Origin of the sequence: Cupriavidus sp. KB_39 (genome assembly GCF_052114485.1) — a bacterium.
In the GTDB taxonomy this organism is placed as follows: Bacteria; Pseudomonadota; Gammaproteobacteria; order Burkholderiales; family Burkholderiaceae; genus Cupriavidus.
On the sequence record NZ_JBFREV010000003.1, the window covers coordinates 57,793 to 82,976 of the forward strand.

Here is a 25,184-nt window from a genome sequence, read left to right on the forward strand (position 1 = left end):
ATCAGGCCTGCGCGAAGATCAGCGCCACGCCGTTGGCGCTGGCCGCCGGGATCAGTGTGGCCTGCGGGCCAAGGTCCACGGTGGCAATCGACTGCGTGCCCCAGTAAGTGCGCGCTTTCGCCAGATCCGAGGTCCTGAGCCGGATCGCGGCATAGCCCGTCGATTCGGCGGTGATTTGTAGCGTACCCGTCACCTCGGCGAGCGCGTCGGCCGTCGAGATAACCAGTTCGGCGCCATCCACCGCGATGCGCGCGACGCGATCATCGGCGGCAATCAGCTTGCCGGCCGTGATCTCCACATAGGCGGCAGCCGCCGCCCCCACCTGCCCCGCTTCCACAACCAAGTAGGCTGCCTCGATGGCGGTGGCGCCGTTTGCGTGCGCCAGCCATTCCGGACGCCACAGCAGCTCGGGCGTGCGGTGCTCGCAGACGAAGTAACGCGCGCCGGGGGCGTCGTCGAGGGCCGTCACGCGGAAGGTGGCCGGATGCTCCGAACCATCGTCCAGCCGCACCGGCCGAGAGAATTCGATCGGATCGGATGTCTTGTAGCCCGCCGCACGCAGTCGTGCCGCCGTGGCAAACGCATCGCGACTCTTGCAGGACATCGCCGCGCAACCGTCGCCGCGCTGCTGGGCGTCCCAGTAATACTGGCGGCTCGGGCTCGGCGCGGTCACGTGGAGCAGCTCGAGATAATCGCGCGCCAGCATGATGCAGTGGTTCTGCGAACCAAGCGTGTGATAGCCGCGCGGGGTCAATGTGAAGCCGAGTGCACGCCAATTGGCGGCGGCGGCATCAAGATCGCCGCAGACCACCACGGCGTGATCGAACGGTTCGGAGACAGCCGTCATCGCTTATTCGAACTGGATATTGGCCTTGCGGGCCACGGCCTGCCATTTGTCGTGCTCGTGCCGCACCAGGTTGCCGAGGTCCGCCGGCGTACCCACGGCGATCTCGAACCCCTGTGCCGACAGCGCCTCGACCACCTTGGGCTGACGGATCGATTCCGCCAACGCGTCGTGCAGTCGCATCACCGTGGCGGGCTGCATGCCGGCCGGGCCGAACACGCCGATCCACGAATAGGCCTCGAAGCCCTTGAAGCCCTGCTCGGCCACGGTCGGCACCTGCGGCAACTGGCGGATGCGGCTCGTGCCAGTCACGCCAAGCACCTTGATGGTCTTGGCCGCGACGTGCGCCTGCACTGCCGCGAAGCTGCTGAAGAACACGTCCACCTCGCCCGCCAGCACGGCCTGCACGGCAGGGCCGCCGCCCTTGTAGGGCACGTGGAGGAACTGCACGCCSGCCTCGGTGGCCAGCGCCTCGGCGGCAAGCTGATTCAGGCTGCCGATGCCCGACGAGGCGTAGCGGATGCCGCCCGGCTTGGCCTTGGCCAGCTCGATCAATTCCTTGACGTTCGATGCACCCACGCCCGGGTTCGCGGCAATGACCAGCGGAAAACGCACCAACTGGGTAATCGGCGTGAAGTCTTTGAAGGTGTCGTACGGGAGGTTCTTGTACGCAAATGGGTTGATCGCGTGCGTATCGAACGCCATCAGCAGCGTCGTGCCGTCCGGCTTGGCGCGCGCCACGGTGCTGCTGGCGATCAGGCCGCCCGCGCCGGGCTTGTTGTCGACCACGACGGTCTGGCCGAGGCCAGTCTTCAGCCCCGGTTGCAGCTGGCGCGCGACGATGTCCACGCTGCCACCCGGTGGGAACGGCAACACCATCGCAATCGGCCGGTTGCCGATACCGGTGTCGGCATGGGTCACGGCAGCGAAGGACGCCAGGGACGCGGGCATGGCCCCCATCGGCAGCGTCTTGAGCAGCAGGCGGCGGAGCCGCGCGCGTTCGGGAGAAGACATCGATAACTCAGGCTGGGCGGTCAACCGACCGCGTACAAAAAAGAAAGGGCGGCACGCCGCCACCCTCTATTTTGCCCGATGATCGCCCACGTTGCTGGCGCGGGCATCGTTGATCGCCCAGAAATGGAACAATCCAGGAACAAACGGGCCGGCACTGAGGCCGGCCCGCAACGCCTCGTCAGGTTCAGGCCTCGGCGCGCTGTTCGCTTTCCGGTGCCTCCGGCGGTTCCGGATCGGCCTCGGAGAACGTCAGCTTGATCTGATCGCCCTCGTCCAGGTCCACGACCACCTTGCCGCCGGTCACCAGCTTGCCGAACAGCAGTTCGTCGGCAAGTGCCTTGCGGATCATGTCCTGGATCAGGCGCTGCATCGGCCGCGCACCCATCAGCGGATCGAARCCCTTCTTGGCCAGGAACTTGCGYAGGGTCTCGGTGAAGCTCGCTTCCACCTTCTTCTCGTGCAACTGCTCTTCCAGTTGCATCAGGAACTTGTCCACCACGCGCAGGATGATTTCCTCATCCAGCGAACGGAAGCTGATGGTCGCGTCCAGGCGGTTGCGGAACTCCGGCGTGAACATACGCTTGATGTCCGCCATTTCGTCGCCCTGCTCGCGCGCGCTCGTGAAGCCGATCGTGGCGCGGTTCATGGTCTCCGCCCCCGCGTTCGTGGTCATGATGATGATCACGTTGCGGAAGTCAGCGCGCCGGCCGTTGTTATCGGTCAGCGCCCCATGGTCCATCACCTGCAGCAGGATATTGAAAATATCCGGATGYGCCTTTTCGATCTCATCGAGCAGCAGCACGCAGTGCGGCTTCTTCGTCACCGCCTCGGTCAGCAAACCACCCTGATCGAAGCCGACATAGCCCGGAGGCGCACCGATCAGGCGGCTGACCGCGTGGCGCTCCATGTATTCGGACATGTCGAAGCGGAGCAACTCGATGCCCATGATGAAGGCGAGCTGCTTGGCGACTTCGGTCTTGCCGACGCCGGTCGGGCCCGAGAACAGGAACGAGCCGATCGGCTTGTCCGTCTTGCCCAGGCCAGCCCGCGACATCTTGATGGCCGACGACAGCGCCTCGATGGCCGGGTCTTGCCCGAACACCACCGACTTCAGGTCGCGATCCAGCGTCTGCAGCTTGCTGCGATCGTCCTGGTTCACGCTCTGCGGCGGGATCCGCGCGATGCGCGAGACGATGTCCTCGATCTCGCCCTTGCCAATGGTCTTCTTCTGCTTCGACTTCGGCAGGATGCGCTGCGCAGCACCTGCCTCATCGATCACATCAATSGCCTTGTCCGGCAGATGACGGTCGGTGATGAAGCGCGCCGACAGTTCGGCTGCAGCAGTCAGTGCCGCGGCGGCGTACTTGACGCCGTGGTGCTCCTCGAASCGMGACTTCAGGCCACGCAGGATCTGCACGGTCTGRTCTACCGAGGGCTCGACCACGTCGATCTTCTGGAAACGACGCGACAAGGCCGCATCTTTCTCGAAAATGCCGCGATATTCGGTGAACGTGGTCGCACCGACGCACTTGAGCGCCCCAGACGACAGCGCCGGCTTGAGCAGGTTGCTGGCGTCCAGCGTGCCGCCCGAGGCGGCGCCTGCGCCGATCAGCGTGTGGATTTCGTCGATGAACAGGATCGCGTTCGGATTGTCCTTGAGCGACTTCAGCACGCCCTTCAGGCGTTGTTCGAAATCGCCCCGATACTTGGTGCCGGCCAGCAGCGCGCCCATGTCGAGCGAGTACACCACAGCCTTTTCCAGGATGTCRGGCACCTCGTTCTTGGTGATGCGCCACGCCAGACCCTCGGCGATGGCGGTCTTGCCCACGCCAGCCTCGCCCACCAGCAGCGGGTTGTTCTTGCGTCGGCGGCACAGCACCTGCACCACGCGCTCCACCTCGGAATCCCGGCCAATCAGTGGATCGATCTTGCCGGCCTTGGCCAGGGCGTTCAGGTTCTGGGTGTACTGCTCGAGCGGACTTTCCTTGCCGTCGCCACCCTCGCCCTCGGCATTACCCTCGCCGTGCTTGGCCGGCTCGGACTGGTCCTTGCGGATGCCGTGGCTGATGAAATTGACGACATCGAGGCGCGTCACTCCCTGCTGTTGCAGGTAGTAGACCGCATGTGAGTCCTTTTCGCCGAAGATAGCCACCAGAACATTGGCGCCAGTGACTTCCTTCTTGCCGTTGGACGTGGACTGCACGTGCATGATGGCGCGCTGGATCACCCGCTGGAAGCCCAGCGTGGGTTGCGTGTCCACCTCGTCCGACCCCGGTACGACTGGGGTGTTATCGGCAATGAAGTTCTTCAGGCTGGTGCGCAAGTCCTCGATATTGGCTGCGCACGCGCGCAGCACTTCGGCTGCCGTCGGGTTGTCGAGCAACGCCAGCAGCAGGTGTTCCACGGTAATGAACTCGTGGCGCGCCTGGCGGGCTTCGACAAAAGCCATGTGCAGGCTTACTTCCAATTCTTGCGCAATCATGCTTCCTCCATCACGCACTGCAACGGGTGGCCCGCCTGCCGCGCATGGGTTGATACAAGCTCGACCTTGGTCGCCGCGATATCCCGCGTGTAGATACCGCAAACGCCCTTGCCTTCCCGGTGGACGGTGAGCATGATCTGCGTCGCCGTTTCCCGGTCCCTGCTGAAATACTGCTGCAGGATCATCACGACGAACTCCATCGGTGTGTAGTCGTCGTTGAGCAGGACCACCTTGTACATCGCCGGGGGTTTGAGCTGTTGCTCCTTCCGTTCGATGACGGTGCCTGTCTCGCGTTGTGGGGTATTCGCCAGCCGTGTCGCCATGGCTTTATTCTAACCCTTACTCACAAGTCTGCAATTTGGGGAAATGGCCACGTATTCAAGGGCCACACCTTCGGAAAGTTCCAACGTGTCCGAACGCACGGAAATGCCGCAAACGACTTACGCCGCACGTCCGTGGTGCACGGCGCGCCCGGCCTTCGGGCAGGCTGCACGCCTGTCGCAAAGGTACCATTCCGCGCCGTTTCAATCCCGCCACACCCTACGCCGAGTGGGGAATCTGCCAGCTTGACAGTATGGTGGTTTGCCAGAAAAATCGGTCGCACATCCAGGCCCGACCGGCGAGCCAAACGTACAAGGCCGGCCCGGATGATTCCGTGAGCAGGGAGGCCCACGACCGGCGTCGGCACGACGTTTTCCACCTGATTATCAGGCGGATCGCAATGTCTTGCCACGCGCTCCACAAGACCCGGCGATTCCACCGGCCGAATCCGACAAGGATCGGCCCGGCGGGCGCGCCGGCGTCATGCGGCTGGCCACAGGTTTCCCCGCTTGAAAATCTGTTTTTTCGTTGGGGGAGTTTATGGCTAGCGGTATCGTCAAATGGTTCAATGACGCCAAGGGTTTCGGTTTTATCAAGCCGGACGATGGCGAGGAAGAACTGTTTGCGCACTTTTCGGCAATCCAGATGGCGGGTTTCAAGACGCTGAAGGAAGGCCAGCGCGTGGAGTTCGAGGTGGTGCAGGGCCCTAAGGGCAAGCAGGCCACGAATATCCAGGACGCGCAGTAAAAGTCGCGCCGCGACCGTACGGGCCTCAGAGCCGCGGCGGTCAAACGGATGCGGGGGGACGCGCTCCCCCGGAACGGGATCCTGTGCCACGCTGGTCCGCCAGCGCGGCACGCTGCAGTAGCGGTTCACAAGCGACACGCCACGCATCCAACAAGAAGCCCGGTGAAAACCGGGCTTCTTGTTTTGCACGGTCGGCGCGGCATGCGTCAGCCAGTCCACCCCTCGATATTCAGCCCGCTGGACAGCTCGGCCGCCTCGCGGCTGACCTTGCGCACCGACTGCCCGAAACTCCAGACATGGCCCTCCGGGTCGCGCGCCGAATAGACGCGATCGCCGTAGAACTGGTCTTCCGGCTCGCGCACGATCACCGCGCCGGCGGCGCGCGCCCGCTCGCAATGGTCGTCGAGACCGTCCGGCATGTGCACGTGCACCGCCTGCGTGTTCTTGCCGCCAACCGACGCCGGGCTGGCCGTGTAGTCGGCCCACTCGCTCCCCACCATCAGGTAACTGTCGCGATAGCGCATCTCCGAATGCACGAGATGGCCCTCCTTGTCGGTAATCACCATCACGCGCTCGAAGCCAAACGCGCGTTCGAGCCAGTCGAGCGCGGTCAGCGGATCCTTGTAGAAGAGCGCCGCCCCGAGCGCGCGTCTTCCAAACGGGTCATCCATGAAGGTCTCCTCGTAAAACACTGAGTTCTGATGTTGTAGCGGATGGCGAGGTCAATCGCCAGAAGGGTCCATGTCGCGGTGCAATGCATATRGCGCGGCGGCATGCACATCGTGCATTTCTGAAAATACCGTCTTGACGTTCTGGTCCGGCACGCGAGCCGGTAGACTGCGCGCCGCGCCCCTCAGAAACGGAATTTCACATGAAACAGTTGCTGTCCGCCGCCCTCTTATCCACGTGCGCCTTGAGCGCGATTGCGGCAGCGCCGCATCACGCACCGTGGACCTACGAAAGCCCCGCCTGGGGCGACCTGGACGCCGAATACGCGACTTGCAAGCTCGGCAAGGAACAATCGCCGATTGACATCCGCGGTGCCGTGCCCGGCGGGTTCAAGCCGATCCGCTTCGCGTACGCCGCCGGCAGTGCCAAGGTGCTCAACAACGGCCACACCATCGCCGTCCGGCCAGAGAGCGGCAGCAAGGCGCACCTGCCTTCGGGCGACTACGAACTCATCCAGTTCCACTTCCATACCCCGAGCGAAGAGGTCATCGACGGCAAGACCTATCCGATGGTCGCGCACATGGTCCATATGAACAGTACCGGGCAACTCGCCGTCGTGGCCGTGCTATTCGAGGAGGGCGGCGCCAATCCAATCATCGAACAGGTTTTCTCGTCCATGCCGGCCCACGGCGCCGAGCCGGTGAAACTGGCTGGCACGTTGAACCCGGAGGCATTGCTGCCGAAGGATCGCACCTATTTTGCCTACACCGGCAGCTTGACCACGCCGCCATGCAGCGAGGGCGTGCTGTGGCACGTGATAAAGCAGCCGGTAGGAATCTCGGCGGCGCAGATCGCGGCATTCAAGGCGCTTTATCCAATGAACGCCCGGCCGGTACAGCCGTTGAATGGGCGGACGATTGGATTGAGTCAGTAAGGGGTACCCGCAATCCAACAAAAAACCCCGGCGGCCTTTCAGCCACCGGGGTTTTGTCTTCGACTTCGGCCAGTGAGGCCGGAACCGCCCTTACATATTGTCGATCATCACCTGTCCGAACCCCGAGCAGGACACCTGCGTGGCGCCTTCCAGCAGCCGCGCGAAGTCGTAGGTCACCTTTTTCGACTGGATCGATTTTTCCATCGACCGGATGATCAGGTCGGCCGCTTCGGTCCAGCCCATGTGGCGCAGCATCATTTCTGCCGAGAGGATTTCCGAGCCTGGATTCACATAATCCTTGCCGGCATATTTCGGCGCAGTGCCGTGGGTGGCTTCGAACATGGCCACGGTGTCGGACATATTCGCGCCCGGCGCAATGCCGATGCCGCCCACCTGGGCCGCCAGCGCGTCAGAGACATAATCGCCGTTCAGGTTCAGCGTGGCGATGACCGAATACTCGGCCGGACGCAGCAGGATCTGCTGCAGGAAGGCATCGGCAATCGCGTCCTTGATGACGATATCGCGGCCCGTCTTCGGATTCTTCAGTTTGCACCACGGGCCGCCGTCGACCAGCTCCGCGCCGAATTCCTGCAGCGCCAGCTCATAGCCCCAGTCACGGAAGCCACCCTCGGTGAACTTCATGATGTTGCCCTTGTGCACCAGCGTGACCGACGGCTTGTCGTTGTCGATTGCATACTGGATCGCCTTGCGCACCAGCCGCTGCGTGCCCTCGCGCGAAACCGGCTTCACGCCGATGCCCGACGTCTCCGGGAATCGGATTTTCTTGACGCCCATCTCGTCCTGCAGGAACTTGATCAGCTTCTTGGCGCCTTCGCTGCCAGCCTCCCACTCGATGCCGGCATAGATATCTTCCGAATTCTCGCGGAAGATCACCATGTCGATCTTCTCCGGCTCGCGCACCGGCGAGGGCACGCCCTTGAAGTAGCGTACCGGGCGCAGGCAGACGTAAAGGTCGAGCTGCTGGCGCAGCGCCACGTTCAGGGAGCGGATGCCGCCGCCCACCGGCGTGGTCAGCGGACCCTTGATCGACACCACGTAGTCCTTCACCACCTGCAACGTCTCGTCCGGCAGCCACACGTCCGGGCCGTAGAGGCGCGTGGACTTCTCGCCGGCGTAGATCTCCATCCAGGCCAGCTTGCGCTTGCCGCCGTAGGCCTTTTCCACGGCTGCGTCCACCACCTTGAGCATCACCGGGGTGATATCCACACCCGTGCCGTCGCCCTCGATATACGGAATGATGGGATTGTCCGGCACGTTGAGCGAGGAGTCGGCGTTGACCGTGATCTTCTCGCCTGCCGGGACCTTGATGTGCTGGTACATGAACGTCTCCACTTGCGGGTTGTGTCCGCTGCCCGGCCGGTGCCCGGCAACGCCAATGCGTGACTGATGCGAGGCATTGTAGAGGGGAAGCCCGCCTCGCTGCTCGGTTCGCATGGATATTGTCAAATGAGTCTTATATAAGACATAAGACTAGTCTTATTATTATGCAACATGGATTTGGGATTCGCCAAATCGGGCCGCTGTCCGCAGTCCGCCCGCGCTGGCATACTTCGCGCCCATGACCTTGATTGCCCTGAACAAGCCGTTCAACACGATGAGCCAGTTCTCCGCGCACCCTACGCGGCCGACGCTGGCCGACTGCGTGCGCGTGCCCGGCGTCTATCCGGCCGGCCGGCTGGATGCCGACAGCGAGGGCCTGCTGCTGCTGACCGATGATGGCGCGCTCCAGGCCCGCATCGCGGACCCGCACCACAAGCTGGCCAAGACCTACCTGGCGCAGGTCGAAGGGGTGCCGGATGCCGCCGCGCTGGCCACGCTGCGCGCCGGCGTCGATCTTGGCGATTTCCGCACGCTGCCCGCCTCGGCGCGCATCGTCGACGAACCCAACTGGCTCTGGACCCGCGATCCGCCAATCCGGTTCCGCGCGGCCATCCCCACCACCTGGGTGGAATTGCAGATCCGCGAGGGCAAGAATCGCCAGGTCAGGCGGATGACCGCCGCCGTGGGGTTTCCCACGCTGCGGCTGGTGCGCGTGGGCATCGGCGCGCTGGCCTTGCCCGAGCTGGGACTGGCGCCTGGCGCCTGGTGCGAGATCGACCCGGCCGTGCTCGGCCTGCCGCAGTCGTCGCCAAGGCCATCCCCTCGCCCGCAGGCTCGTCCACCGGTAAGGCGCCGTTACAAATAGTGACAAGCGCGACGTCAACGGCGCGATTGCGCGCGCCGTTTCAGAGGGCAGACGGGACAGCCACGGTCCCGTCGATTTCCCTACGCAGAACCCACTTTGAGGTACTCGCAATGAAAAAACTGATCGCTGCCCTGGTTGTCGGACTGTTCGCCACTGGCGCGTTTGCCCAGGCTCCGGCCGCTCCCGCCACGGACGCTGCACCGGCCGCCAAGGAAGCCACCAAGCCCGCGAAGACCAGCAAGAAAAAGCACACGAAGCACGCCTCCACCAAGAAGGCAGCTTCGGCAACCACCACCCAGTAAGGGCGGTGCTGCGGCGGCCCGGCGCAAGCCCGGCGCGCCGCCCCTCGGAAAGGCAGGCGCGCATCGGCGGCCTGCCTTTTTTCTTGCGCCGATGTGTCCGCGCAAGCGCGGTGGCGCCGGGCTGCGCTATGCTCTCGGCGGTCGAACATCCAAATCCTCTCCCAAGCCATGCAACTCGTGCCCAAGATTCTGCTGGCCGCCGGCGCCGCCGCGCTGACGTCCTTCGCCAGCCTCGCCCAGGCGCAGGCCGCGCTGCCCGTGATCCCGCTGACGGCCGGCATGTATGCCATCCAGGCCGAAGTGGCCGCCTCCCCGGAGGCGCGCGAGCGTGGCCTGATGTATCGCAAGACCATGCCCGCCAACGCCGGCATGCTGTTCGTCTTCGATGAGAAGGCGGGTCACTGCTTCTGGATGAAGAACACGAACCTGCCGCTCTCGATCGCCTTCCTGGCCGACGACGGCAGCATCGTGAACATCGAGGACATGGCCCCGCAGAGCGAAGACAACCACTGCCCGCGCGCGGCGGTGCGCTATGCGCTCGAGATGAACAAGGGATGGTTCGCGCAGAAGGGCATCAAGCCGGGCGCGAAGATTGGCGGCCTGCCGCAGCAGGCGCGGCAGGCGCAATAAGACAGGTCTCGGCGCGGCGCAKGCCGCCGCGCCGGCGGGCGCTTAGTCGCGGAAGTTGTTGAAGTCCAGCGGCGCGTCGGAAACATCCTTGCGCAGCAGCGCGATCACCGACTGCAGGTCGTCGCGCTTGGTGCCGGAGACGCGCACGGCGTCGCCCTGGATGCTGGCCTGCACCTTGATCTTGCTGTCCTTGATCATGCGGACGATCTTCTTGGCCAGGTCGCCAGTCACGCCCTTCTTGATCGTGATGACCTGCTTGAGCTTGTCGCCGCTCATCTTCTCGGTCTTGCCGTAGTCGAGGAAGCGCACGTCCACGTTGCGCTTGGCCATCTTGTTGATGAGTACGTCCTTGACCTGGCCGAGCTTGAAGTCATCGTCGGCAAACGCGGTCAGCTCGCCTTCCTTCTGCTCCACACGGGCGTCGGAGCCCTTGAAGTCGAAGCGCGTGGAGATTTCCTTGTTGGACTGCTCCACGGCGTTCTTCACTTCCACCATATTGGCTTCACACACTACGTCGAACGACGGCATTTTCGATTCTCCTACGTATAATCGGGCCTACCCCGCAGTCCGGGTCGCCCGCCGCGGCGGCCGCAAACCCTTCCCTTGATGGCAGATTTCCACGAATTCTATCCCCTGCGCCGGCACAATACATTCGGTTTCGATGTCCGGGCGCGCCTCGCGGCCCACATTCGCTCCGAAGCCGACCTGCTGGCCGCGCTGGCCGACCCGCGCGCGCAGGGCSTGCCGCTGGTGGTGCTGGGCGGCGGCAGCAACGTGGTGCTGACTGGCGACCTCGACGCGCTGGTGCTGCTGATGGAAATTCCCGGCTACGCGGTGGCGGAAGACGGCGACGACTGGCTGGTCACCGCCGGCGCCGGCGAGAACTGGCACGGGCTGGTGGGCCGCACCATCGCGGACGGCCACCCCGGGCTGGAAAACCTCGCCCTGATCCCCGGCACGGCCGGCGCGGCGCCGATCCAGAACATCGGCGCCTATGGCGTGGAGTTGCGCGAGCGCTTCGCCAGCCTGCGCGCCTATGACCGCCAGACTGGCGTCTTCGTCACCCTGGATCGCGAACAGTGCGCATTCGGCTACCGGGACAGCCTGTTCAAGCGCGAGGGGCGCGAGCGCTACCTGATCACCGCCGTCACGCTGCGCCTGCCGAAGGCATGGGTGCCGGTGCTCAACTATGGCGAACTGGCGCGCGAGTTGGACCCCGTGGCGGCGCCCGATGCGGCCCGGGTCCGCGATGCCGTGGTGGCCATTCGCTCGCGCAAGCTGCCGGACCCGGCCAAGATCGGCAACGCTGGCAGTTTCTTCAAGAATCCTGTGGTCGATGCCGCGCTGCGCAACGCGCTGCTGGCCGCGCACCCGTCGCTGGTCAGTTATCCACAGCCCGATGGCGGCTACAAGCTCGCGGCGGGCTGGCTGATCGATCAGTGCGGGTTCAAGGGGTTGGACGACGGCCCGGTGGGCGTCTACGGTAAACAGGCGCTGGTGCTGGTACACCACGGCGGCGGCACGGGTGCCGCGCTGCTGAAGCTGGCGGACCGCATCGTCGATACGGTCCAGGCGCGTTTCGGCGTGCGGATCGAGCCGGAGCCGGTGATCCTCTGAGGCCGCTGCGCGGCCCCCTCACCCCGGCAAATCAGCCAAAGTGGCAGACGTAGTCCAGCGTCTCGGTCACTTCGATATCGAAATTGCTGTTGCCTGGCACGTCGAACTGCTGGCCCGCAGCATAGGTCTTCCATTCCTCCGAACCGGCCAGACGCACGCGGCAGCTACCGCCGTTGATCTCCATGATCTCCGGCGCGCCGGTATTGAAGTTCAGCGTGGCCGGGAAGATCACGCCCAGCGTCTTGCGCGTGCCATCGGGAAACACCACCGTGTGGCTCACGCACTTGCCGTCGAAGTACAGGTTGGCCTTCTTGACGACGGAAACATTGTCGAACTGACTCATTTGTTCATTCTCCTCAGGGATTTGGACGTAAAAACGGGGCCCTTGCAGGCCCCATTTCGTCGGGTGTGGCGCGGTGTTCAGTAGCGGCCGCAGAGCAGGAATTCCATCAGCGCCTTCTGCACGTGGAGGCGGTTCTCGGCTTCCTCCCAGACCACGCTGCGCGGGCCGTCGATGACCGCCGCTTCCACTTCCTCGCCACGGTGGGCGGGCAGGCAGTGCATGAACAGCGCGTCATCGGTGGCGCGGTCCATCATCGCCGTGGTCACCATCCAGTCCTGGAACGCGCGCTTGCGCACGTCGTTCTCGGCCTCGAAGCCCATGCTGGTCCAGACATCGGTGGTCACCAGGTGCGCGCCCTGGCAGGCATCGAGCGGATTATCGAACACCTTGACGAGGTGTGCGGCCGTGGCCGGCACCATGGCCGGATCGAGCTGGTATCCCGGCGGCGCCGAGAAATGGAACGTGAAACCCAGGCGCTCGGCGGCCTGGATCCAGGTGTACGCCATGTTGTTGGCATCGCCGATCCACGCCACCGTCTTGCCGGCAATGCTGCCGCGCTGCTCGATGTAGGTGAAGATATCGGCCAGCACCTGGCACGGGTGGTATTCGTTGGTGAGCCCGTTGATGACCGGCACGCGCGAATGCGCGGCAAAACGCTCCAGGATCTCCTGGCCGAACGTGCGGATCATGATGATGTCGACCATGCGCGAGATCACCTGCGCGGCGTCCTCGATCGGCTCGCCGCGGCCCAGCTGGGAGTCACGCGTGTTCAGGAACACCGCATGGCCGCCGAGCTGGTGGATGCCGGCTTCGAACGACAGGCGCGTGCGCGTGGAATTCTTCTCGAAGATCATGGCCAGCGTGCGGTCGTGCAGCGGGTGCCATGTCTCGTAGTTCTTGAACTTGGCCTTGAGGATCCGCGCGCGGTCCAGCAGGTATTCGTACTCTTCGGGTCCGAAATCGCTGAACTGGAGGTAATGCTTGATCGGGGTTGGGCTCATAAAACAAAGAAGGCRGCTCGATCAGGACACGCAACCCGGAAGCCGGTACTGGCTGTCCCTGAGGGTCGGAGCGTGTCGCGGAGCCGCCTTTCGCGTCGCTTACGCAATGTAATTGCAAGAATCATAAGGGATTATTCCAGCTTTGGCGAGCCCGGGCAGATCGGCCCGCATGCTCGCGCTGACAGCTTCCCGACAGGATTCGCCCCTATGCGCAGGTCTTATATAAGATATAATACTGGCTGATTCACGCGGGGCCCCGGCATACCCATGCCACCGCCCGCCGTCGGCATCAAAAGTGCCCCCGCAGACAAAGCGCCCCGCTCTCCCATCCGGATGCGTGCGAACCAATCGCCGGCCGGACACGTCAAACGGGCGCCCGTCCAGCGGGTTTACCGTCGAGTCACCGTCTTATCCCCGCAGTCCCATGACCACCCCCAACGTTCGCGAATACTTCATCCAAGGCGTCACCAAGGAAGGCAAGACCTTTCGACCGAGCGATTGGGCGGAGCGGCTGTGCGGCGTGATGGCGCAATTTCGCCCCGAGGGCGACACTGGCGATCCCCGCCTGACCTACTCGCCCTATGTGCGGCCCGTGATCGTGGCCGGCGTGAAGAACGTGGTGGTCGACACCCGCCTGCGCGACATCGAGCCGAAGGCGCTCGACTTCGTCCTCAACTTCGCCCGCGACAACAACCTCCAGGTGGTGGAAGCCTGCTTCCTGAACGACTGAAGATCCCTGCCCGGCCCGGACACCCGGGCCAAGCTGGCGTCAGAACGCAAAAAAGCTCGTCGCATTGACGAGCTTTTTTCATRCCGGACCGATGCCGATCCGGCGCACTGCGGTACCACTCGGACTGCTACAGGACCGCCGAAGCGGCCCGTGCGGCAATCAGGCAGCCATCGACTTGATGGCAGCCGACAGGCGCGACTTGTGACGTGCAGCCTTGTTCTTGTGCACGATCTTCTTGTCGGCGATGCTGTCGATCACGGTCTGCGACTGCTTGAAGATCTCGGCAGCGGCGGCCTTGTCACCAGCGTTGATTGCCTTGCGAACGGCCTTGACGGCGGTGCGCAGACGCGAACGCAGGCTCGAGTTGTGAGCGTTCTGGGCGACGGCCTGGCGCGCGCGCTTGCGGGCTTGTGCGGAATTTGCCATGTAATTTCTTCCTGAATTCAGAATGCGCGCCCGGGGCGACGCAATAATTTGGGACGCAACAATTAAGTCACATCGTGCGACCCGGGATGCTCTGACACACGAATCCGGAACGCGACTGTCCTTTGCGAATCGGCGATTATACACACATGCCGGCACGGTGGGCAAGACCGATACGCACCTGCCGCATCCTGGGCGTGCCGCGCGGCCCGATCCGTATAATAGCCGCCACATTCCCAGCCGGCCCCCGCCTCATACGTGGCGCCGCAGCAACTTTCACGGCCCATCTTGAACCTGCTCAAAGCGCTCGCCACCATCAGCAGCCTGACCATGCTCTCCCGCATCACGGGGCTGGTGCGCGAAATCCTGATTGCCCGGGCCTTCGGCGCCTCGGACATGACCGACGCCTTCAATGTGGCGTTTCGCATACCTAACCTGCTACGCCGGGTCTTTGCCGAGGGCGCATTCTCGCAGGCTTTCGTCCCGATCCTGAACGAATACCACGGCAAGCGCGGGCCGGACGAGACCCACCACCTGATCGACGCGGTGGCCACGGTGATGTCCTGGGTGCTCGTGGCGGTGTCCGTGCTGGGCGTGATCGGCGCCCCGGTGGTGATGACGGTGGTGGCCACCGGCTTCCGGGGCGACTCCGAGACCTACAACTCGGCAGTGTTCATGACGCGCGTCATGTTCCCGTACATCGGCCTGATCTCGATGGTGGCGCTGGCGTCGGGCATCCTCAATACCTGGCGCAACTTCGCCGTGCCGGCCTTCACCCCGGTGCTGCTGAACCTTTGCCTGATCGTGGCGGCGCTGTTCGTCGGCCCGCACATGAGCCAGCCGATCTATGCCCAGGCCTGGGGCGTGCTGGCGGGCGGCGTGCTCCAGCTGGTCATCCAGGTGCCGGCGCTGCGCCGGCTCGGCGTGATGCCGCGGCTCTCGTTCAACCTGCGCGCGGCCTGGTCGGACGCCGGCGTGCGGCGCGTGATCCGTCAGATGCTGCCGGCGCTGCTGGCCGTGTCGGTGGCGCAGATCAGCCTGATCATCAACACGAATATCGCCTCGCACCTGGCCGCCGGCAGCGTCTCGTACCTGACCTATGCGGACCGCCTGATGGAATTCCCGACCGCGCTGCTGGGCGTGGCGCTGGGCACCATCCTGCTGCCGAGCCTCTCGCGCGCCAGCGCCACGGACGACCGCGAGGAGTACTCGGGCCTGCTCGACTGGGGCCTGCGCCTGACCTTCCTGCTGGCCGTGCCCGCCGCCGTGGGCCTGTTCGTGTTCGGCACGCCGCTGACGGCCGTGCTGTTCCACTACGGCAAGTTCGACGCCCACGCGGTGGAAATGACGCGCCAGGCGCTGGTGTCGTACGGCACCGGCCTGGTGGCGCTGATCCTGATCAAGATCCTGACGCCGGGCTTCTACGCGCGGCAGGACATCCGCACGCCGGTGAAGATCGCGCTGCTGGTGCTGGTCATCACGCAGGCGTCGAACTACGTCTTCGTGCCGCTGCTGGGCCACGCCGGGCTGGCGCTGTCGATCAGCTTCGGCGCCACCGTCAACGCCCTGCTGCTGTTCTTCGGCCTGCGCCGGCGCGGCTTCTACCGGCCGGCCCCGGGCTGGGGCCTGTTTCTCGCCCGGCTGCTCGCGGCGGTGCTGATCCTGGCGGGCATGCTGCTGTGGTTCGCCCGGAACTTCGACTGGGTGGCGATGGGCGCCACGCCGCTTGCGCGCATCGCGCTGATGGCGTCGTGCCTGGTACTTGCGGCGGTGGTCTACTTCGGTACACTGTGGATCATGGGGCTGCGTTACGCCGCCTTCCGGCGCCGCGCCGGCTAGTCAGGAACCCGCAATGACATCCACGAAAGTCCTGGATTACTTCGCCAGCCTCGTGGCCGACGAAAACGGCATCCCGCTGACGGAAACCGCGCTCTCCATCGCCCAGGACGCGTACCCGGACCTCGACCTCCAAGCCGAACTGGCCTCCCTCGACGTACTCGCGCTGCGGCTCAAGCGGCGGATTGCCGAGGGCACGCCCGCCATCCAGCGCCTGCGCCTGCTCAATCATTTCTTCTACCGCGATCTCGGTTTCGGCGCCAACGCCAACGACTACTACGATCCGGACAATTCCTACCTGAACGTGGTGCTGCGCCAGCGGCGCGGCATTCCGATCACGCTGGCCGTGCTCTATATGGAGTTGGGGCAGCAGATCGGGCTGCCGCTCAAGGGCGTGTCGTTCCCGAATCATTTCCTCGTGCGCATGACCATCCCCGCCGGCGAGGTGGTGCTGGACCCGCTCACCGGGGAGACGCTGTCGAAGGAGCAACTGCAGGAGATGCTGGACCCCTACCTCGAACGGGAGGGGATTTCGGACCCGAACCAGGTGCCGCTGGGGCTGTTYCTGCAGGTGGCGAGCCACCGCGAGATCGTCGCCCGCCTGCTGCGCAACCTGAAGGCGATCTACCTGCAGGAATCGCGCTGGCAACGGCTGCTGGCGGTGCAGAACCGCCTGGTGATCCTGTTGCCGAATTCGATCGAGGAAGTGCGCGATCGGGGGCTGGCGTATGCCAACCTGGAGTGCTTCCGGCCGGCGCTGGAGGACCTGGAAGCCTACGTCCAGGCCCGTCCCGATGCGGCCGATACGACCCAGATCCGCGACCGCATGCCGGCGCTGCGGATGATGAGCCGGAGCCTCAGCTAATCGCTGGGCTCATCCCCATCAGTCCTTGAGATCCGCACGGGTGCGCGGCTTGCCGCGTACCAGCTTCCACAGCCCGCCCAGCACCAGCGGCACCACCGCCGCACCAATGCCCGCCAGCACGATCAGGTTCAGGTACTGCTTGATGAAGGGCAAATTGCCGAAGAAGTAGCCGGCGAACACCAGTCCGCAGACCCAGGCCACCGCGCCAAGCACGTTGAACATCTGGAAGCGCGCGAACGTCATCTGCGACACCCCCGCCACGAACGGCGCGAAAGTCCGCACGATCGGGATGAAACGCGCCATCACCAGCGTCTTGCCACCGTGGCGCTCGTAGAAGTCGTGCGTCTTGCGCAGCGCCTTCTGGTCCAGGAAGCGCCATTGGTGGTCGAACACCTTCGGCCCGATCCAGCTCCCCACGAAGTAGTTGACCGTGTTGCCCGTGATCGCGGCCACCAACAGCAGGCCGCAAAGCACCCACTCGTTCATCGCCCCGGTGGCGCACATGGCGCCGGCAATGAACAGCAGGGAGTCGCCGGGCAGGAACGGCAGCACCACCAGGCCGGTCTCGGCGAAGACGATGGCGAACAGGATGCCGTACACCCAGACGCCATAGTCCTGAACGAACTGGCCGAGGAATTTGTCGATGTGCAGGACCATGTCCAGCAGTTGCAATACGGTGTCCAAACTGATCCCCTAGAAGAAGGTCCCCATGATACAAGAGCCGCCGGGCGCGTCCGTCACCCGGGCGGCCCAAGTGTGCCGAAAAGGTGTCCGGCCGCACGTATAATCGCCGCATGCCTGCCGACGCCCTCCGCACCACCCAGCCCAGCCGCCCCATCCGCGCCCTGCCGGACCAGTTGATCAGCCAGATCGCCGCCGGCGAGGTGGTGGAACGGCCCGCCTCGGTGGTCAAGGAACTGCTCGAAAATGCACTCGATGCCGGCGCCACGCAGCTGGCCATCCGGCTCGAGGAAGGCGGCGTGCGGCGCATGGTCATCACGGACAACGGCTGCGGCATTCCCGCCGACGAACTGCCCGTCGCGCTGACGCGCCACGCCACCAGCAAGATCGCCTCGCTCGACGAACTGGAGTCGGTGCTCACGCTGGGCTTCCGGGGCGAGGCGCTCGCGTCCATCGCCTCGGTCTCGCACCTCGTGCTGACCAGCCGCACCGCCGATGCCGCCCATGCCACCCAGGTCAGCGCCGACACCGGCCATCTCCAGCCCGCCTCGGGCGGGGTCGGCACGATGGTCGATGTGCAGCACCTGTACTTCAACACGCCAGCGCGCCGAAAGTTCCTTAAAACGGAACAAACCGAGCTGGGACACTGCCTGGAGATGATCCGGCGRGCGGCGCTGGCGCGGCCCGATGTCACAATTTCGGTCCATCACAACGGCAAGCCGCTCGAGCACTGGAACGGCGGCGACGTGGCCACGCGCACCGCGCAGGTGCTCGGCACCGACTTCGCACGCGCCCGRCTSGCGCTGGACGAGGAAGCCGGCACGCTGCACCTCTATGGCTTCGCGGGGCTGCCCACGGCGTCCCGGGGGCGGCCGGACCAGCAGTACTTCTTCGTCAACGGCCGTTTTGTGCGCGACAAGCTGCTCAACCACGCCGTGCGTAGCGCCTATCAGGACGTCCTGCATGGCGACCGCTTCCCGTCGTACGTGCTGTGCCTGGACCTGCCGCCGGAAATGGTCGATGTGAACGTGCATCCGTCGAAGATCGAGGTGCGCTTCCGCGAATCCCGCGCGGTGCACCAGTTCGTCTACCACGCCGTGCAGCGCTGCCTGGCGCGGCAGGCCGGCGAACAGGGCGACAGCCTGCATACCGATGCAGCGGATGGCGCCATGATGCCGAACGCAAGCCCGATCGGGGGCAGCGGCATGGCCGGCGGCGTACCCGGCGCGGCGCCGCAGTGGGTTAACTACTCCGCAGGCCGCCAGACCGAACTCGGCATCGCTCAGCCGCGTCAGGCCTATCTCGGCATGGTGCGCGAGGCCACTGGCGATGGCGCCGGCCGCGCCTGGCAGCCRKCCRCGCAGCCGCCCGCCTGGCTGGCCGATGCCCAGGCCGCCCGGGCCGACGAACCGCCCAGCCTGCTCGAYCGCCTGCCGATGGGCACCTCCTCGCCCTTCGTCCAGCACGATACGGACGGCGCCGAGGCCGATCACCCGCTCGGCTACGCGGTGGCCCAGCTCCACGGCATCTACGTGCTGGCGCAGAACGCGCGCGGGCTGGTGCTGGTGGACATGCATGCCGCGCACGAACGCATCCTGTACGAGCAGATCAAGACGGCACTCGAAGCGCGTGAACTAGCCGTACAGCCGCTGCTGATCCCGGTCACGCTGCCGGCCAGCCCGGTCGAGWTCGGCGCGGCCGAGGAACATCAGGAAACGCTGACCCTGCTCGGTTTCGACATCGCCCCGGTCTCCCCGACCACGCTGGCCGTGCGTGCCATTCCCGCACTGCTCAAGCAGGCCGATGCCGAGGCGCTCGCGCGCGACGTGCTGCGCGACCTCCAGTCCTATGGCGGCTCGCGCGTGCTGGCCGAGCGCCAGAACGAGCTGCTCGCCACGCTGGCCTGCCACAGCGCCGTGCGCGCCAATCGCAAGCTCACGCTGGAAGAGATGAACGCGCTGCTGCGCCAGATGGAGCAGACCGAGCGCGCCGACCAATGCAACCACGGGCGCCCCACCTGGGTGCAGCTCACTGTGGCCGAGCTGGACCGGCTGTTCCTGCGTGGCCAGTAACAGTTTGTCGATGTCTGCGCTGTCTTCCGCTCCGCTGTCTTCCGCCCTGCCGCCGGTCGTCTGCCTGCTCGGCCCCACCGCCTCCGGCAAGACCGCCGCCGCGCTGGCGCTGGCCGCGCACACGCCGGTGGAGATCATCAGCCTCGACTCCGCGCTGGTCTATCGCGAGATGGACATCGGCACCGCCAAACCCACGCGCGACGAACTGGCCAGCGTGCCGCACCATCTGATCGACATCATCGATCCAGTCGACAGCTACTCCGCCGCGCAGTTCGTGACCGATGCCGAGCGGCTGATCGCCGAGATCCGCGCGCGCGGCCGGGCTCCGCTGATCGTGGGCGGGACCATGCTCTATTACAAGGCGCTGACGCAGGGCCTGAACGACCTGCCGCAGGCCGACGCCACGCTGCGCGCCGAACTCGACGCCCTGGCGGCCGAACGCGGCTGGCCGGCGCTGCACGCGATGCTGGCCGAGGTAGACCCGGTGACCGCCGCCCGGCTGGCGCCCAACGATGCGCAGCGCATCCAGCGCGCGCTGGAGATTTTCCGACTAAGCGGACAGCCGATGTCCGCGCTGCTGGCCCGCCAGGCTGATGCCCGCACCTTCACCGGCGCGGCCGATGCGCGCTACCGCGTGATTGCGCTGGAGCCGTCGGATCGCGCGGTGTTGCACRCGCGGATCTCGGAAAGATTCGATGCGATGCTGGCCGGCGGCCTGATCGACGAGGTGCAACGGCTGCGCGCGCGCGGCGACCTGCATCTCGGCCTGCCGTCGATGCGCTGCGTCGGCTACCGGCAGGTGTGGGAGTTCCTCGACGGCGCCTGCGATGCCTCGACCATGCGCGAACGCGGCATCGCCGCCACGCGCCAGCTCTGCAAGCGCCAGCTCACCTGGCTGCGCAGCACGCCCGAGCGCGTCAGCGTGGACTGCCTCGCCCCGGACTACGTGGCCCAGGTGGCCCGGCTGGCTGGGATGTTGGRGTAGCATTCCCGACTCATTCCCGCATTCGCCGCTTACTACCGTTCCCATGACCGCCTTCGCCATCCGCCCTGCCGAGCCCGSAGACAGCACCACGCTATTTCGCCTGATCGCCGCGCTGGCCGAGTATGAAAAGCTCACCCATCTCGTCGAAGCCACGCCGGAAAAAATCCAGACCGCGCTGTTCGGCGACCGCCCACATGCCGAGGCGGTGCTGGTGGAGGTGGAGACGGCAGCCGGCAGGCAGGCAGTCGGCTTCGCGCTGTTCTTTCACAATTTCTCGACCTTTCTGGCCAAGCCGGGGCTGTACCTCGAAGACCTGTTCGTGGAGCCCGCGTGGCGCGGCCACGGACTGGGCAAGGCGCTGCTGCGCCATCTGGCCGGCATCGCCGTGGCGCGCGGCTGCGGGCGCTTCGAATGGTCGGTGCTGGACTGGAACCAGCCGTCGATCGATTTCTATCAGGCGATGGGCGCCAACGTGATGCCGGACTGGCGCATCTGCCGCGTGACCGGGGATGCGCTGACCAAGCTCGGCGGCCAGCCCTGAGGCCCTGCGCCCCTGCATCGAGCAAGCCCAAAAACAAAAACGCCCGATGTTGCCATCGGGCGTTTTGCCATCCTGCGAGGGATTGGACCGCGCTCAGACCACCACGGTCTGAGCCTGGCCTTCCTCGCGTTCGCGGATTTCGCCGATCTGCCACACGGCTTCGCCAGCCGCCTGGAGGTGACGGATCGCGCGTTCGGCGTCTTCCTTCGCCACGATCACGACCATGCCGATGCCGCAGTTGAACACGCGGTGCATTTCCGCATCGGCCACGCGGCCTTGCTCCTGGAGCCACTGGAACAGCGGCGGCAGCGTCCAGGCATCCTTCTGGATCACGGCGGTGACGTTGTCGGCCAGCACGCGCGGCACGTTCTCGGTCAGGCCGCCGCCGGTGATGTGGGCCATGCCCTTGACCGGCAGCGTCTCGATCAGCGAGAGCAGCGGCTTCACGTAGATGCGCGTCGGCGCCATGATGGCGTCCTGCAGGCGCTGGCCGTGGAAGTCGGCGTTCAGGTCCGGCTTGGCCACGTCGATGATCTTGCGCACCAGCGAGTAACCGTTCGAATGCGCGCCCGACGAAGCCAGGCCCAGCACCACGTCGCCCGGGATAATCGTGCTGCCATCGATGATCTTGCGCTTTTCCACCGCGCCCACCGCGAAGCCGGCCAGGTCGTACTCGCCGTCCGGGTACATGCTCGGCATTTCGGCGGTCTCGCCGCCGATCAGCGCGCAGCCGGCCAGTTCGCAGCCATGRGCGATGCCCTGGATCACGGTAGCGGCCGTGTCCACGTCCAGCTTGCCGCAGGCGAAGTAGTCGAGGAAGAACAGCGGCTCGGCGCCCTGCACCAGGATGTCGTTGACGCTCATCGCCACCAGATCCTGGCCCACGGTGTCATGGCGGTTCAGCTGGAAGGCCAGCTTGAGCTTGGTGCCCACGCCGTCCGTGCCGGACACCAGCACCGGCTCCTGGAACTTCTTCGAGAGTTCGAACAGCGCGCCGAATCCGCCGATGCCGGCCATCACGCCTTCACGCATGGTGCGCTTGGCGAACGGCTTGATGCGGTCTACCAGCGCGTCGCCGGCGTCGATGTCAACACCGGCATCGCGGTAGGAAAGGCCTGCCTGGCCGGCGTTCTGGGATGCGCTCATGAGATCCTGCTTGTCTTTGACGAGGTAAAGTGTGGATTACGGCGYCCGGCGCCACGGAGGGCGGGCGCGAGTCCGTTAGAATCGCGATTTTAACGGATACAGGCTCCCGGCTACCAGTTTCGCGGCGACACCCGGTCACCAGACCGGCCAAAGTGCCCCGCCCGGCGGTTTCCGGACCCTTTCGATGAACGCTCCCCTGCTCTCGCCAGACTCCAAACGTATCCTGATCTGGATCGTCGTGGCCGCCGGCCTGTTCGCCGCCATCGTGGCGCTGGCGCCGGTGCTCACGCCCTTCCTGTTCGCGTTCATTTTTGCGTACATTCTCACGCCGGGCGTGGACTGGCTGCAGCGCCGCCGCGTGCCGCGCTTTATCGGCGTGACGCTGATGATCGGCCTGCTGACCATTATCGTGGTGCTGCTGGTGCTGCTGCTGATCGCCGTGCTCCAGCGCGAGATCCCGCAGATCCGCGAGCAGGTGCCGCTGCTGTTGCAAAAGCTCAACAATGTGGTGTCGCCCCGCCTGGCAGAACTGGGGGTGCGCGTGCGCTTTGACTTCCCCGGCCTGCGCAACATGCTCCAGGACCGCTTCGCGGCGAGCCCGGAAGACCTGTTCCAGGTGCTGCTGAATTATGCGAAGGTGTCCGGCTCGGCCCTGATCAGCGTGTTCGGGATGCTGTTCATCATCCCCATCGTCATGTATTACCTGATGATGGACTGGCATATGGTCATGCGGCGTATCGAGCGGCTGGTGCCGCGCCGCTGGGTGCCGAAGGTGCGCGAGCTGTCGAATGAGACCGATGCGCTGCTTTCCCAGTACCTGCGCGGCCAGATCCTGGTTATGGTGATTCTTGCTGCACTTTATTCGATCGGGCTGACCATCGCCGGGTTCGAGGTGGGCGTTCCGGTGGGCGTGTTCACCGGGCTGGCCGTGTTCATCCCGTACATCGGTTTCGGGCTGGGGCTAGCGCTGGCGATCCTGGCTGCGCTGCTGCAATTCGGYAATTTGTACGGGCTGGGCGCCGTGGCCGTGGTATACGGCATCGGGCAGTTCGTGGAAAGCTTCTACCTGACGCCGCGCCTGGTGGGCGAGCGCATCGGGCTGCACCCGCTGGTGGTGATCTTCGCGCTGCTGGCATTCGGCCAGTTGTTTGGCTTCTTCGGCGTGCTGCTGGCCCTGCCGACCTGTGCGGTGCTGCTGGTCGGCGCGCGGCAGATCCGGCGCGTTTACATGGCTAGCGATCTGTATCGCAACTGATTGAAGCCCACAGAAACTGATGGAACCGAGGTAGGAAGTTACGAAAACGTCATGTCATCGCGTCATAAGCAGCTTTCGCTCGAGCTCGGCAGCCCGCCGCCGTCCACGTTCGAGAACTTTTTCGTGGCTTCGAACCGGGAGCCGGTGCAGCGCCTGCGCGAGCTGCCGGCCGCCATCGCCCAGGAACACGCCAACGACCGGCTGATCTACCTGTGGGGCGAGGTCGGCTCGGGGCGCACCCACCTGCTGCACGCAGTGTGCGACGCGGCGCTCCATACCGGCCTGAACTGCCGCTACCTGAGCCCGCACCACGCGCTCGCCGACTTCAATTTCGACCCGTCCTGCCGGCTTTACACCGTCGATGATGTGGAATTGCTCGACGAAGCGCGACAGATCGCCGTGTTTTCGCTGTATAACGAGGTGCGCGCCCACGTGCGCACCGCGCTGGTGGTGGCGGGCGGCCTGGCGCCGCGTGCCATGCCGGTACGTGAAGACCTGCGCACCCGGCTCGGCTGGGGGCTGGTCTACCAGGTGGCCTCGCTGTCCGATGACGACAAGATGGCCGCCCTGCTGCAGGCCGCGCGCGAGCGTGGCTTGCAGTTATCGCCCGAAATCCCCCACTGGCTGGTCACGCGGCATTACCGCGACATGCCCAGCCTGATGGCCCTGCTGGACGCGCTGGACACGTATTCGCTCGAGCGCAAGCGCGCGGTCACCCTGCCGCTGCTGCGCGAGATGTTTGCGGAATTCCGCGAATAAATCGCGAATCCGCGCCGAAGCTGGCACGAAATCCGCTCCCAAAATGGTCCTGGCGCGCCAAGCCGCGCCAACCGCCATGTGTACCTTAATGTAAAATCGCCGCCCATGAATCTGGCACTGTTTGACCTCGACCACACCCTGATCCCCACCGACAGCGACCACGAATGGGGCCGCTTCCTGGTCCGCATGGGCGTTGTCGACGAGGAATCCTATCGTCGCAAGAACGACGAGTTCTATGGGCAATACAAGGCGGGCACCCTGGATATCCAGGCGTTCCTGCGCTTCGCGCTGGCCCCGCTGGCTGCCAATCCGCGTGACCGGCTGGACGCCTGGCGCCAGCGCTTCATGCGCGAGGTGATCGACCCGGTCATCACCCCGCAGGCCAAGGCGCTGGTCTACAAGCACCTGGAGGCGGGCGACCTGTGCGCCGTGGTGACGGCTACCAACAGCTTCGTCACCGCGCCGATCGCCCAGGCCTTCGGCATCAAGCACCTGATCGCCACCGAGCCGGCCACGTCCGACGGCAAGCCGGAAAGCGCCTTCACGGGCGAGGTCTTCGGCGTGCCGAGCTTCCGCGAGGGCAAGATCGCCCGCGTGGAGCAGTGGCTCAAGGGCCTCGGCACCCAGTGGGAAGACTTCGGCACCACGACGTTCTATAGCGATTCCGCCAACGACCTGCCGCTGCTGGAAAAGGTCAGCGAGCCGATCGCCGCCAATCCCGACGACCGCCTGCGCAACCATGCGGCCGCGGCCGGCTGGCGCATCATGGACCTGTTCTGAC

Annotated in this window: 27 protein-coding genes; 15 read left to right on the forward strand and 12 right to left on the reverse strand. The window is 65.2% G+C overall.

The window, feature by feature from the left end:
• Window position 1: 1 nt before the first annotated feature.
• The 4 genes from AB4Z27_RS02925 to clpS all read right to left on the reverse strand — a co-directional run bounded on the left by AB4Z27_RS02925 (window position 2) and on the right by clpS (window position 4,663).
• Complete coding sequence (locus AB4Z27_RS02925; RefSeq protein ID WP_441592305.1) at window positions 2-847, reverse strand: VOC family protein; 846 nt, start codon at window positions 845-847, stop codon at window positions 2-4.
• Window positions 848-850: 3 nt separating this feature from the next.
• Window positions 851-1,858, reverse strand: a complete 1,008-nt coding sequence (locus AB4Z27_RS02930; protein ID WP_092300991.1) for a tripartite tricarboxylate transporter substrate binding protein — start codon at window positions 1,856-1,858, stop codon at window positions 851-853.
• 184 nt (window positions 1,859-2,042) lie between these two features.
• Complete coding sequence (gene clpA / locus AB4Z27_RS02935; protein WP_092300994.1) at window positions 2,043-4,340, reverse strand: ATP-dependent Clp protease ATP-binding subunit ClpA; 2,298 nt, start codon at window positions 4,338-4,340, stop codon at window positions 2,043-2,045.
• Window positions 4,337-4,663: an ATP-dependent Clp protease adapter ClpS gene (gene clpS / locus AB4Z27_RS02940; protein WP_008644942.1), complete on the reverse strand. Its 327-nt coding sequence runs from the start codon at window positions 4,661-4,663 to the stop codon at window positions 4,337-4,339. Before clpS ends, clpA begins: the two co-directional genes overlap by 4 nt.
• Window positions 4,664-5,201: 538 nt before the next feature.
• On the opposite strand from clpS, the gene AB4Z27_RS02945 reads away from it, so the two are divergent.
• A complete protein-coding gene (locus AB4Z27_RS02945; RefSeq protein ID WP_092300996.1) occupies window positions 5,202-5,408 on the forward strand; it encodes a cold-shock protein in 207 nt (68 codons plus the stop codon).
• A 206-nt stretch (window positions 5,409-5,614) separates the two neighbouring features.
• On the opposite strand, the gene AB4Z27_RS02950 is transcribed toward AB4Z27_RS02945, so the two are convergent.
• Window positions 5,615-6,079, reverse strand: coding sequence for a VOC family protein (locus AB4Z27_RS02950; RefSeq protein WP_092300999.1), 465 nt, complete (start codon window positions 6,077-6,079; stop codon window positions 5,615-5,617).
• A 200-nt stretch (window positions 6,080-6,279) separates the two neighbouring features.
• Between AB4Z27_RS02950 and AB4Z27_RS02955 the strand changes: the two genes are divergently transcribed.
• Window positions 6,280-7,011, forward strand: a complete 732-nt coding sequence (locus AB4Z27_RS02955; RefSeq protein WP_092301002.1) for a carbonic anhydrase — start codon at window positions 6,280-6,282, stop codon at window positions 7,009-7,011.
• Window positions 7,012-7,101: 90 nt separating this feature from the next.
• Here the strand turns inward: AB4Z27_RS02955 and icd are convergent, their stop codons facing one another.
• A complete protein-coding gene (icd, locus tag AB4Z27_RS02960; RefSeq protein ID WP_441643883.1) occupies window positions 7,102-8,352 on the reverse strand; it encodes an NADP-dependent isocitrate dehydrogenase in 1,251 nt (416 codons plus the stop codon).
• A gap of 238 nt (window positions 8,353-8,590) precedes the next feature.
• On the opposite strand from icd, the gene AB4Z27_RS02965 reads away from it, so the two are divergent.
• The 3 genes from AB4Z27_RS02965 (at window position 8,591) to AB4Z27_RS02975 (ending at window position 10,149) form a co-directional block, all read left to right on the forward strand.
• Window positions 8,591-9,217: a pseudouridine synthase gene (locus AB4Z27_RS02965; RefSeq protein WP_092301008.1), complete on the forward strand. Its 627-nt coding sequence runs from the start codon at window positions 8,591-8,593 to the stop codon at window positions 9,215-9,217.
• Between the two features lie 110 nt (window positions 9,218-9,327).
• A complete protein-coding gene (locus AB4Z27_RS02970) occupies window positions 9,328-9,519 on the forward strand; it encodes a hypothetical protein (protein ID WP_092301011.1) in 192 nt (63 codons plus the stop codon).
• A gap of 168 nt (window positions 9,520-9,687) precedes the next feature.
• Complete coding sequence (locus AB4Z27_RS02975; RefSeq protein ID WP_092301014.1) at window positions 9,688-10,149, forward strand: DUF192 domain-containing protein; 462 nt, start codon at window positions 9,688-9,690, stop codon at window positions 10,147-10,149.
• Window positions 10,150-10,191: 42 nt separating this feature from the next.
• Here AB4Z27_RS02975 and AB4Z27_RS02980 read toward each other — a convergent pair whose 3' ends face one another.
• On the reverse strand, window positions 10,192-10,677 hold the full coding sequence (locus AB4Z27_RS02980; protein ID WP_092301017.1) for a YajQ family cyclic di-GMP-binding protein: 486 nt from the start codon (window positions 10,675-10,677) through the stop codon (window positions 10,192-10,194).
• A gap of 78 nt (window positions 10,678-10,755) precedes the next feature.
• On the opposite strand from AB4Z27_RS02980, the gene murB reads away from it, so the two are divergent.
• On the forward strand, window positions 10,756-11,766 hold the full coding sequence (gene murB, locus AB4Z27_RS02985; RefSeq protein ID WP_441643884.1) for a UDP-N-acetylmuramate dehydrogenase: 1,011 nt from the start codon (window positions 10,756-10,758) through the stop codon (window positions 11,764-11,766).
• A gap of 31 nt (window positions 11,767-11,797) precedes the next feature.
• Here murB and ppnP read toward each other — a convergent pair whose 3' ends face one another.
• Both ppnP and argF read right to left on the reverse strand, forming a co-directional pair.
• Window positions 11,798-12,109, reverse strand: coding sequence for a pyrimidine/purine nucleoside phosphorylase (ppnP, locus tag AB4Z27_RS02990; RefSeq protein ID WP_441592300.1), 312 nt, complete (start codon window positions 12,107-12,109; stop codon window positions 11,798-11,800).
• A gap of 77 nt (window positions 12,110-12,186) precedes the next feature.
• Window positions 12,187-13,110, reverse strand: coding sequence for an ornithine carbamoyltransferase (argF, locus tag AB4Z27_RS02995; protein ID WP_092301026.1), 924 nt, complete (start codon window positions 13,108-13,110; stop codon window positions 12,187-12,189).
• Between the two features lie 424 nt (window positions 13,111-13,534).
• Here argF and AB4Z27_RS03000 point away from each other — a divergent pair, with 424 nt between their 5' ends.
• Window positions 13,535-13,840: a DUF3579 domain-containing protein gene (locus AB4Z27_RS03000; protein ID WP_092301029.1), complete on the forward strand. Its 306-nt coding sequence runs from the start codon at window positions 13,535-13,537 to the stop codon at window positions 13,838-13,840.
• Window positions 13,841-13,999: 159 nt separating this feature from the next.
• Here AB4Z27_RS03000 and rpsT read toward each other — a convergent pair whose 3' ends face one another.
• The gene (gene rpsT / locus AB4Z27_RS03005; RefSeq protein WP_092301032.1) at window positions 14,000-14,266 is read right to left on the reverse strand and encodes a 30S ribosomal protein S20; all 267 of its coding nucleotides are present in this window, start codon (window positions 14,264-14,266) and stop codon (window positions 14,000-14,002) included.
• Window positions 14,267-14,551: 285 nt separating this feature from the next.
• Between rpsT and murJ the strand changes: the two genes are divergently transcribed.
• Both murJ and AB4Z27_RS03015 read left to right on the forward strand, forming a co-directional pair.
• Entirely contained in the window at window positions 14,552-16,102 is a 1,551-nt protein-coding gene (gene murJ, locus AB4Z27_RS03010; protein WP_092301035.1) for a murein biosynthesis integral membrane protein MurJ, read from the forward strand.
• Window positions 16,103-16,115: 13 nt separating this feature from the next.
• A complete protein-coding gene (locus AB4Z27_RS03015) occupies window positions 16,116-16,964 on the forward strand; it encodes a SirB1 family protein (protein WP_092301038.1) in 849 nt (282 codons plus the stop codon).
• A gap of 18 nt (window positions 16,965-16,982) precedes the next feature.
• Here AB4Z27_RS03015 and AB4Z27_RS03020 read toward each other — a convergent pair whose 3' ends face one another.
• On the reverse strand, window positions 16,983-17,648 hold the full coding sequence (locus tag AB4Z27_RS03020) for a VTT domain-containing protein (RefSeq protein ID WP_092301041.1): 666 nt from the start codon (window positions 17,646-17,648) through the stop codon (window positions 16,983-16,985).
• 110 nt (window positions 17,649-17,758) lie between these two features.
• On the opposite strand from AB4Z27_RS03020, the gene mutL reads away from it, so the two are divergent.
• Genes mutL through AB4Z27_RS03035 form a run of 3 tightly spaced genes read left to right on the forward strand, consistent with a single transcriptional unit; the run spans window position 17,759 to window position 21,243 of the window.
• Entirely contained in the window at window positions 17,759-19,717 is a 1,959-nt protein-coding gene (mutL, locus tag AB4Z27_RS03025; protein WP_441643885.1) for a DNA mismatch repair endonuclease MutL, read from the forward strand.
• A 10-nt stretch (window positions 19,718-19,727) separates the two neighbouring features.
• On the forward strand, window positions 19,728-20,702 hold the full coding sequence (miaA, locus tag AB4Z27_RS03030; RefSeq protein WP_441643886.1) for a tRNA (adenosine(37)-N6)-dimethylallyltransferase MiaA: 975 nt from the start codon (window positions 19,728-19,730) through the stop codon (window positions 20,700-20,702).
• 43 nt (window positions 20,703-20,745) lie between these two features.
• The gene (locus AB4Z27_RS03035; RefSeq protein ID WP_441643887.1) at window positions 20,746-21,243 is read left to right on the forward strand and encodes a GNAT family N-acetyltransferase; all 498 of its coding nucleotides are present in this window, start codon (window positions 20,746-20,748) and stop codon (window positions 21,241-21,243) included.
• Window positions 21,244-21,336: 93 nt separating this feature from the next.
• Here the strand turns inward: AB4Z27_RS03035 and purM are convergent, their stop codons facing one another.
• Window positions 21,337-22,389, reverse strand: a complete 1,053-nt coding sequence (gene purM / locus AB4Z27_RS03040; protein ID WP_092298963.1) for a phosphoribosylformylglycinamidine cyclo-ligase — start codon at window positions 22,387-22,389, stop codon at window positions 21,337-21,339.
• A 184-nt stretch (window positions 22,390-22,573) separates the two neighbouring features.
• On the opposite strand from purM, the gene AB4Z27_RS03045 reads away from it, so the two are divergent.
• The 3 genes from AB4Z27_RS03045 (at window position 22,574) to AB4Z27_RS03055 (ending at window position 25,183) form a co-directional block, all read left to right on the forward strand.
• Window positions 22,574-23,644: an AI-2E family transporter gene (locus tag AB4Z27_RS03045; RefSeq protein ID WP_092298960.1), complete on the forward strand. Its 1,071-nt coding sequence runs from the start codon at window positions 22,574-22,576 to the stop codon at window positions 23,642-23,644.
• 51 nt (window positions 23,645-23,695) lie between these two features.
• Window positions 23,696-24,403 (forward strand): DnaA regulatory inactivator Hda, encoded by a 708-nt coding sequence (gene hda, locus AB4Z27_RS03050; RefSeq protein ID WP_092298957.1) that lies wholly within the window; start codon window positions 23,696-23,698, stop codon window positions 24,401-24,403.
• Window positions 24,404-24,508: 105 nt separating this feature from the next.
• Window positions 24,509-25,183 carry an HAD family hydrolase gene (locus AB4Z27_RS03055; RefSeq protein ID WP_092298953.1) on the forward strand — a complete coding sequence of 225 codons (675 nt, stop codon included), beginning with the start codon at window positions 24,509-24,511 and terminating at the stop codon, window positions 25,181-25,183.
• The last annotated feature ends 1 nt before the right edge of the window (window position 25,184 follow it).

Bases quoted from the DNA above. Each gene is read 5' to 3' on its own strand.
- hda (WP_092298957.1), top strand. From the start codon at position 23,696: ATGTCATCGCGTCATAAGCAGCTTTCGCTCGAGCTCGGCAGCCCGCCG.
- rpsT (WP_092301032.1), bottom strand. From the start codon at position 14,266: ATGGCAAATTCCGCACAAGCCCGCAAGCGCGCGCGCCAGGCCGTCGCC.
- ppnP (WP_441592300.1), bottom strand. From the start codon at position 12,109: ATGAGTCAGTTCGACAATGTTTCCGTCGTCAAGAAGGCCAACCTGTAC.
- AB4Z27_RS02955 (WP_092301002.1), top strand. From the start codon at position 6,280: ATGAAACAGTTGCTGTCCGCCGCCCTCTTATCCACGTGCGCCTTGAGC.
- icd (WP_441643883.1), bottom strand. From the start codon at position 8,352: ATGTACCAGCACATCAAGGTCCCGGCAGGCGAGAAGATCACGGTCAAC.
- AB4Z27_RS02945 (WP_092300996.1), top strand. From the start codon at position 5,202: ATGGCTAGCGGTATCGTCAAATGGTTCAATGACGCCAAGGGTTTCGGT.
- AB4Z27_RS02980 (WP_092301017.1), bottom strand. From the start codon at position 10,677: ATGCCGTCGTTCGACGTAGTGTGTGAAGCCAATATGGTGGAAGTGAAG.
- clpS (WP_008644942.1), bottom strand. From the start codon at position 4,663: ATGGCGACACGGCTGGCGAATACCCCACAACGCGAGACAGGCACCGTC.
- AB4Z27_RS02950 (WP_092300999.1), bottom strand. From the start codon at position 6,079: ATGGATGACCCGTTTGGAAGACGCGCGCTCGGGGCGGCGCTCTTCTAC.
- AB4Z27_RS02965 (WP_092301008.1), top strand. From the start codon at position 8,591: ATGACCTTGATTGCCCTGAACAAGCCGTTCAACACGATGAGCCAGTTC.
- AB4Z27_RS02925 (WP_441592305.1), bottom strand. From the start codon at position 847: ATGACGGCTGTCTCCGAACCGTTCGATCACGCCGTGGTGGTCTGCGGC.
- argF (WP_092301026.1), bottom strand. From the start codon at position 13,110: ATGAGCCCAACCCCGATCAAGCATTACCTCCAGTTCAGCGATTTCGGA.
- AB4Z27_RS02975 (WP_092301014.1), top strand. From the start codon at position 9,688: ATGCAACTCGTGCCCAAGATTCTGCTGGCCGCCGGCGCCGCCGCGCTG.
- AB4Z27_RS02970 (WP_092301011.1), top strand. From the start codon at position 9,328: ATGAAAAAACTGATCGCTGCCCTGGTTGTCGGACTGTTCGCCACTGGC.
- AB4Z27_RS03000 (WP_092301029.1), top strand. From the start codon at position 13,535: ATGACCACCCCCAACGTTCGCGAATACTTCATCCAAGGCGTCACCAAG.
- AB4Z27_RS03055 (WP_092298953.1), top strand. From the start codon at position 24,509: ATGAATCTGGCACTGTTTGACCTCGACCACACCCTGATCCCCACCGAC.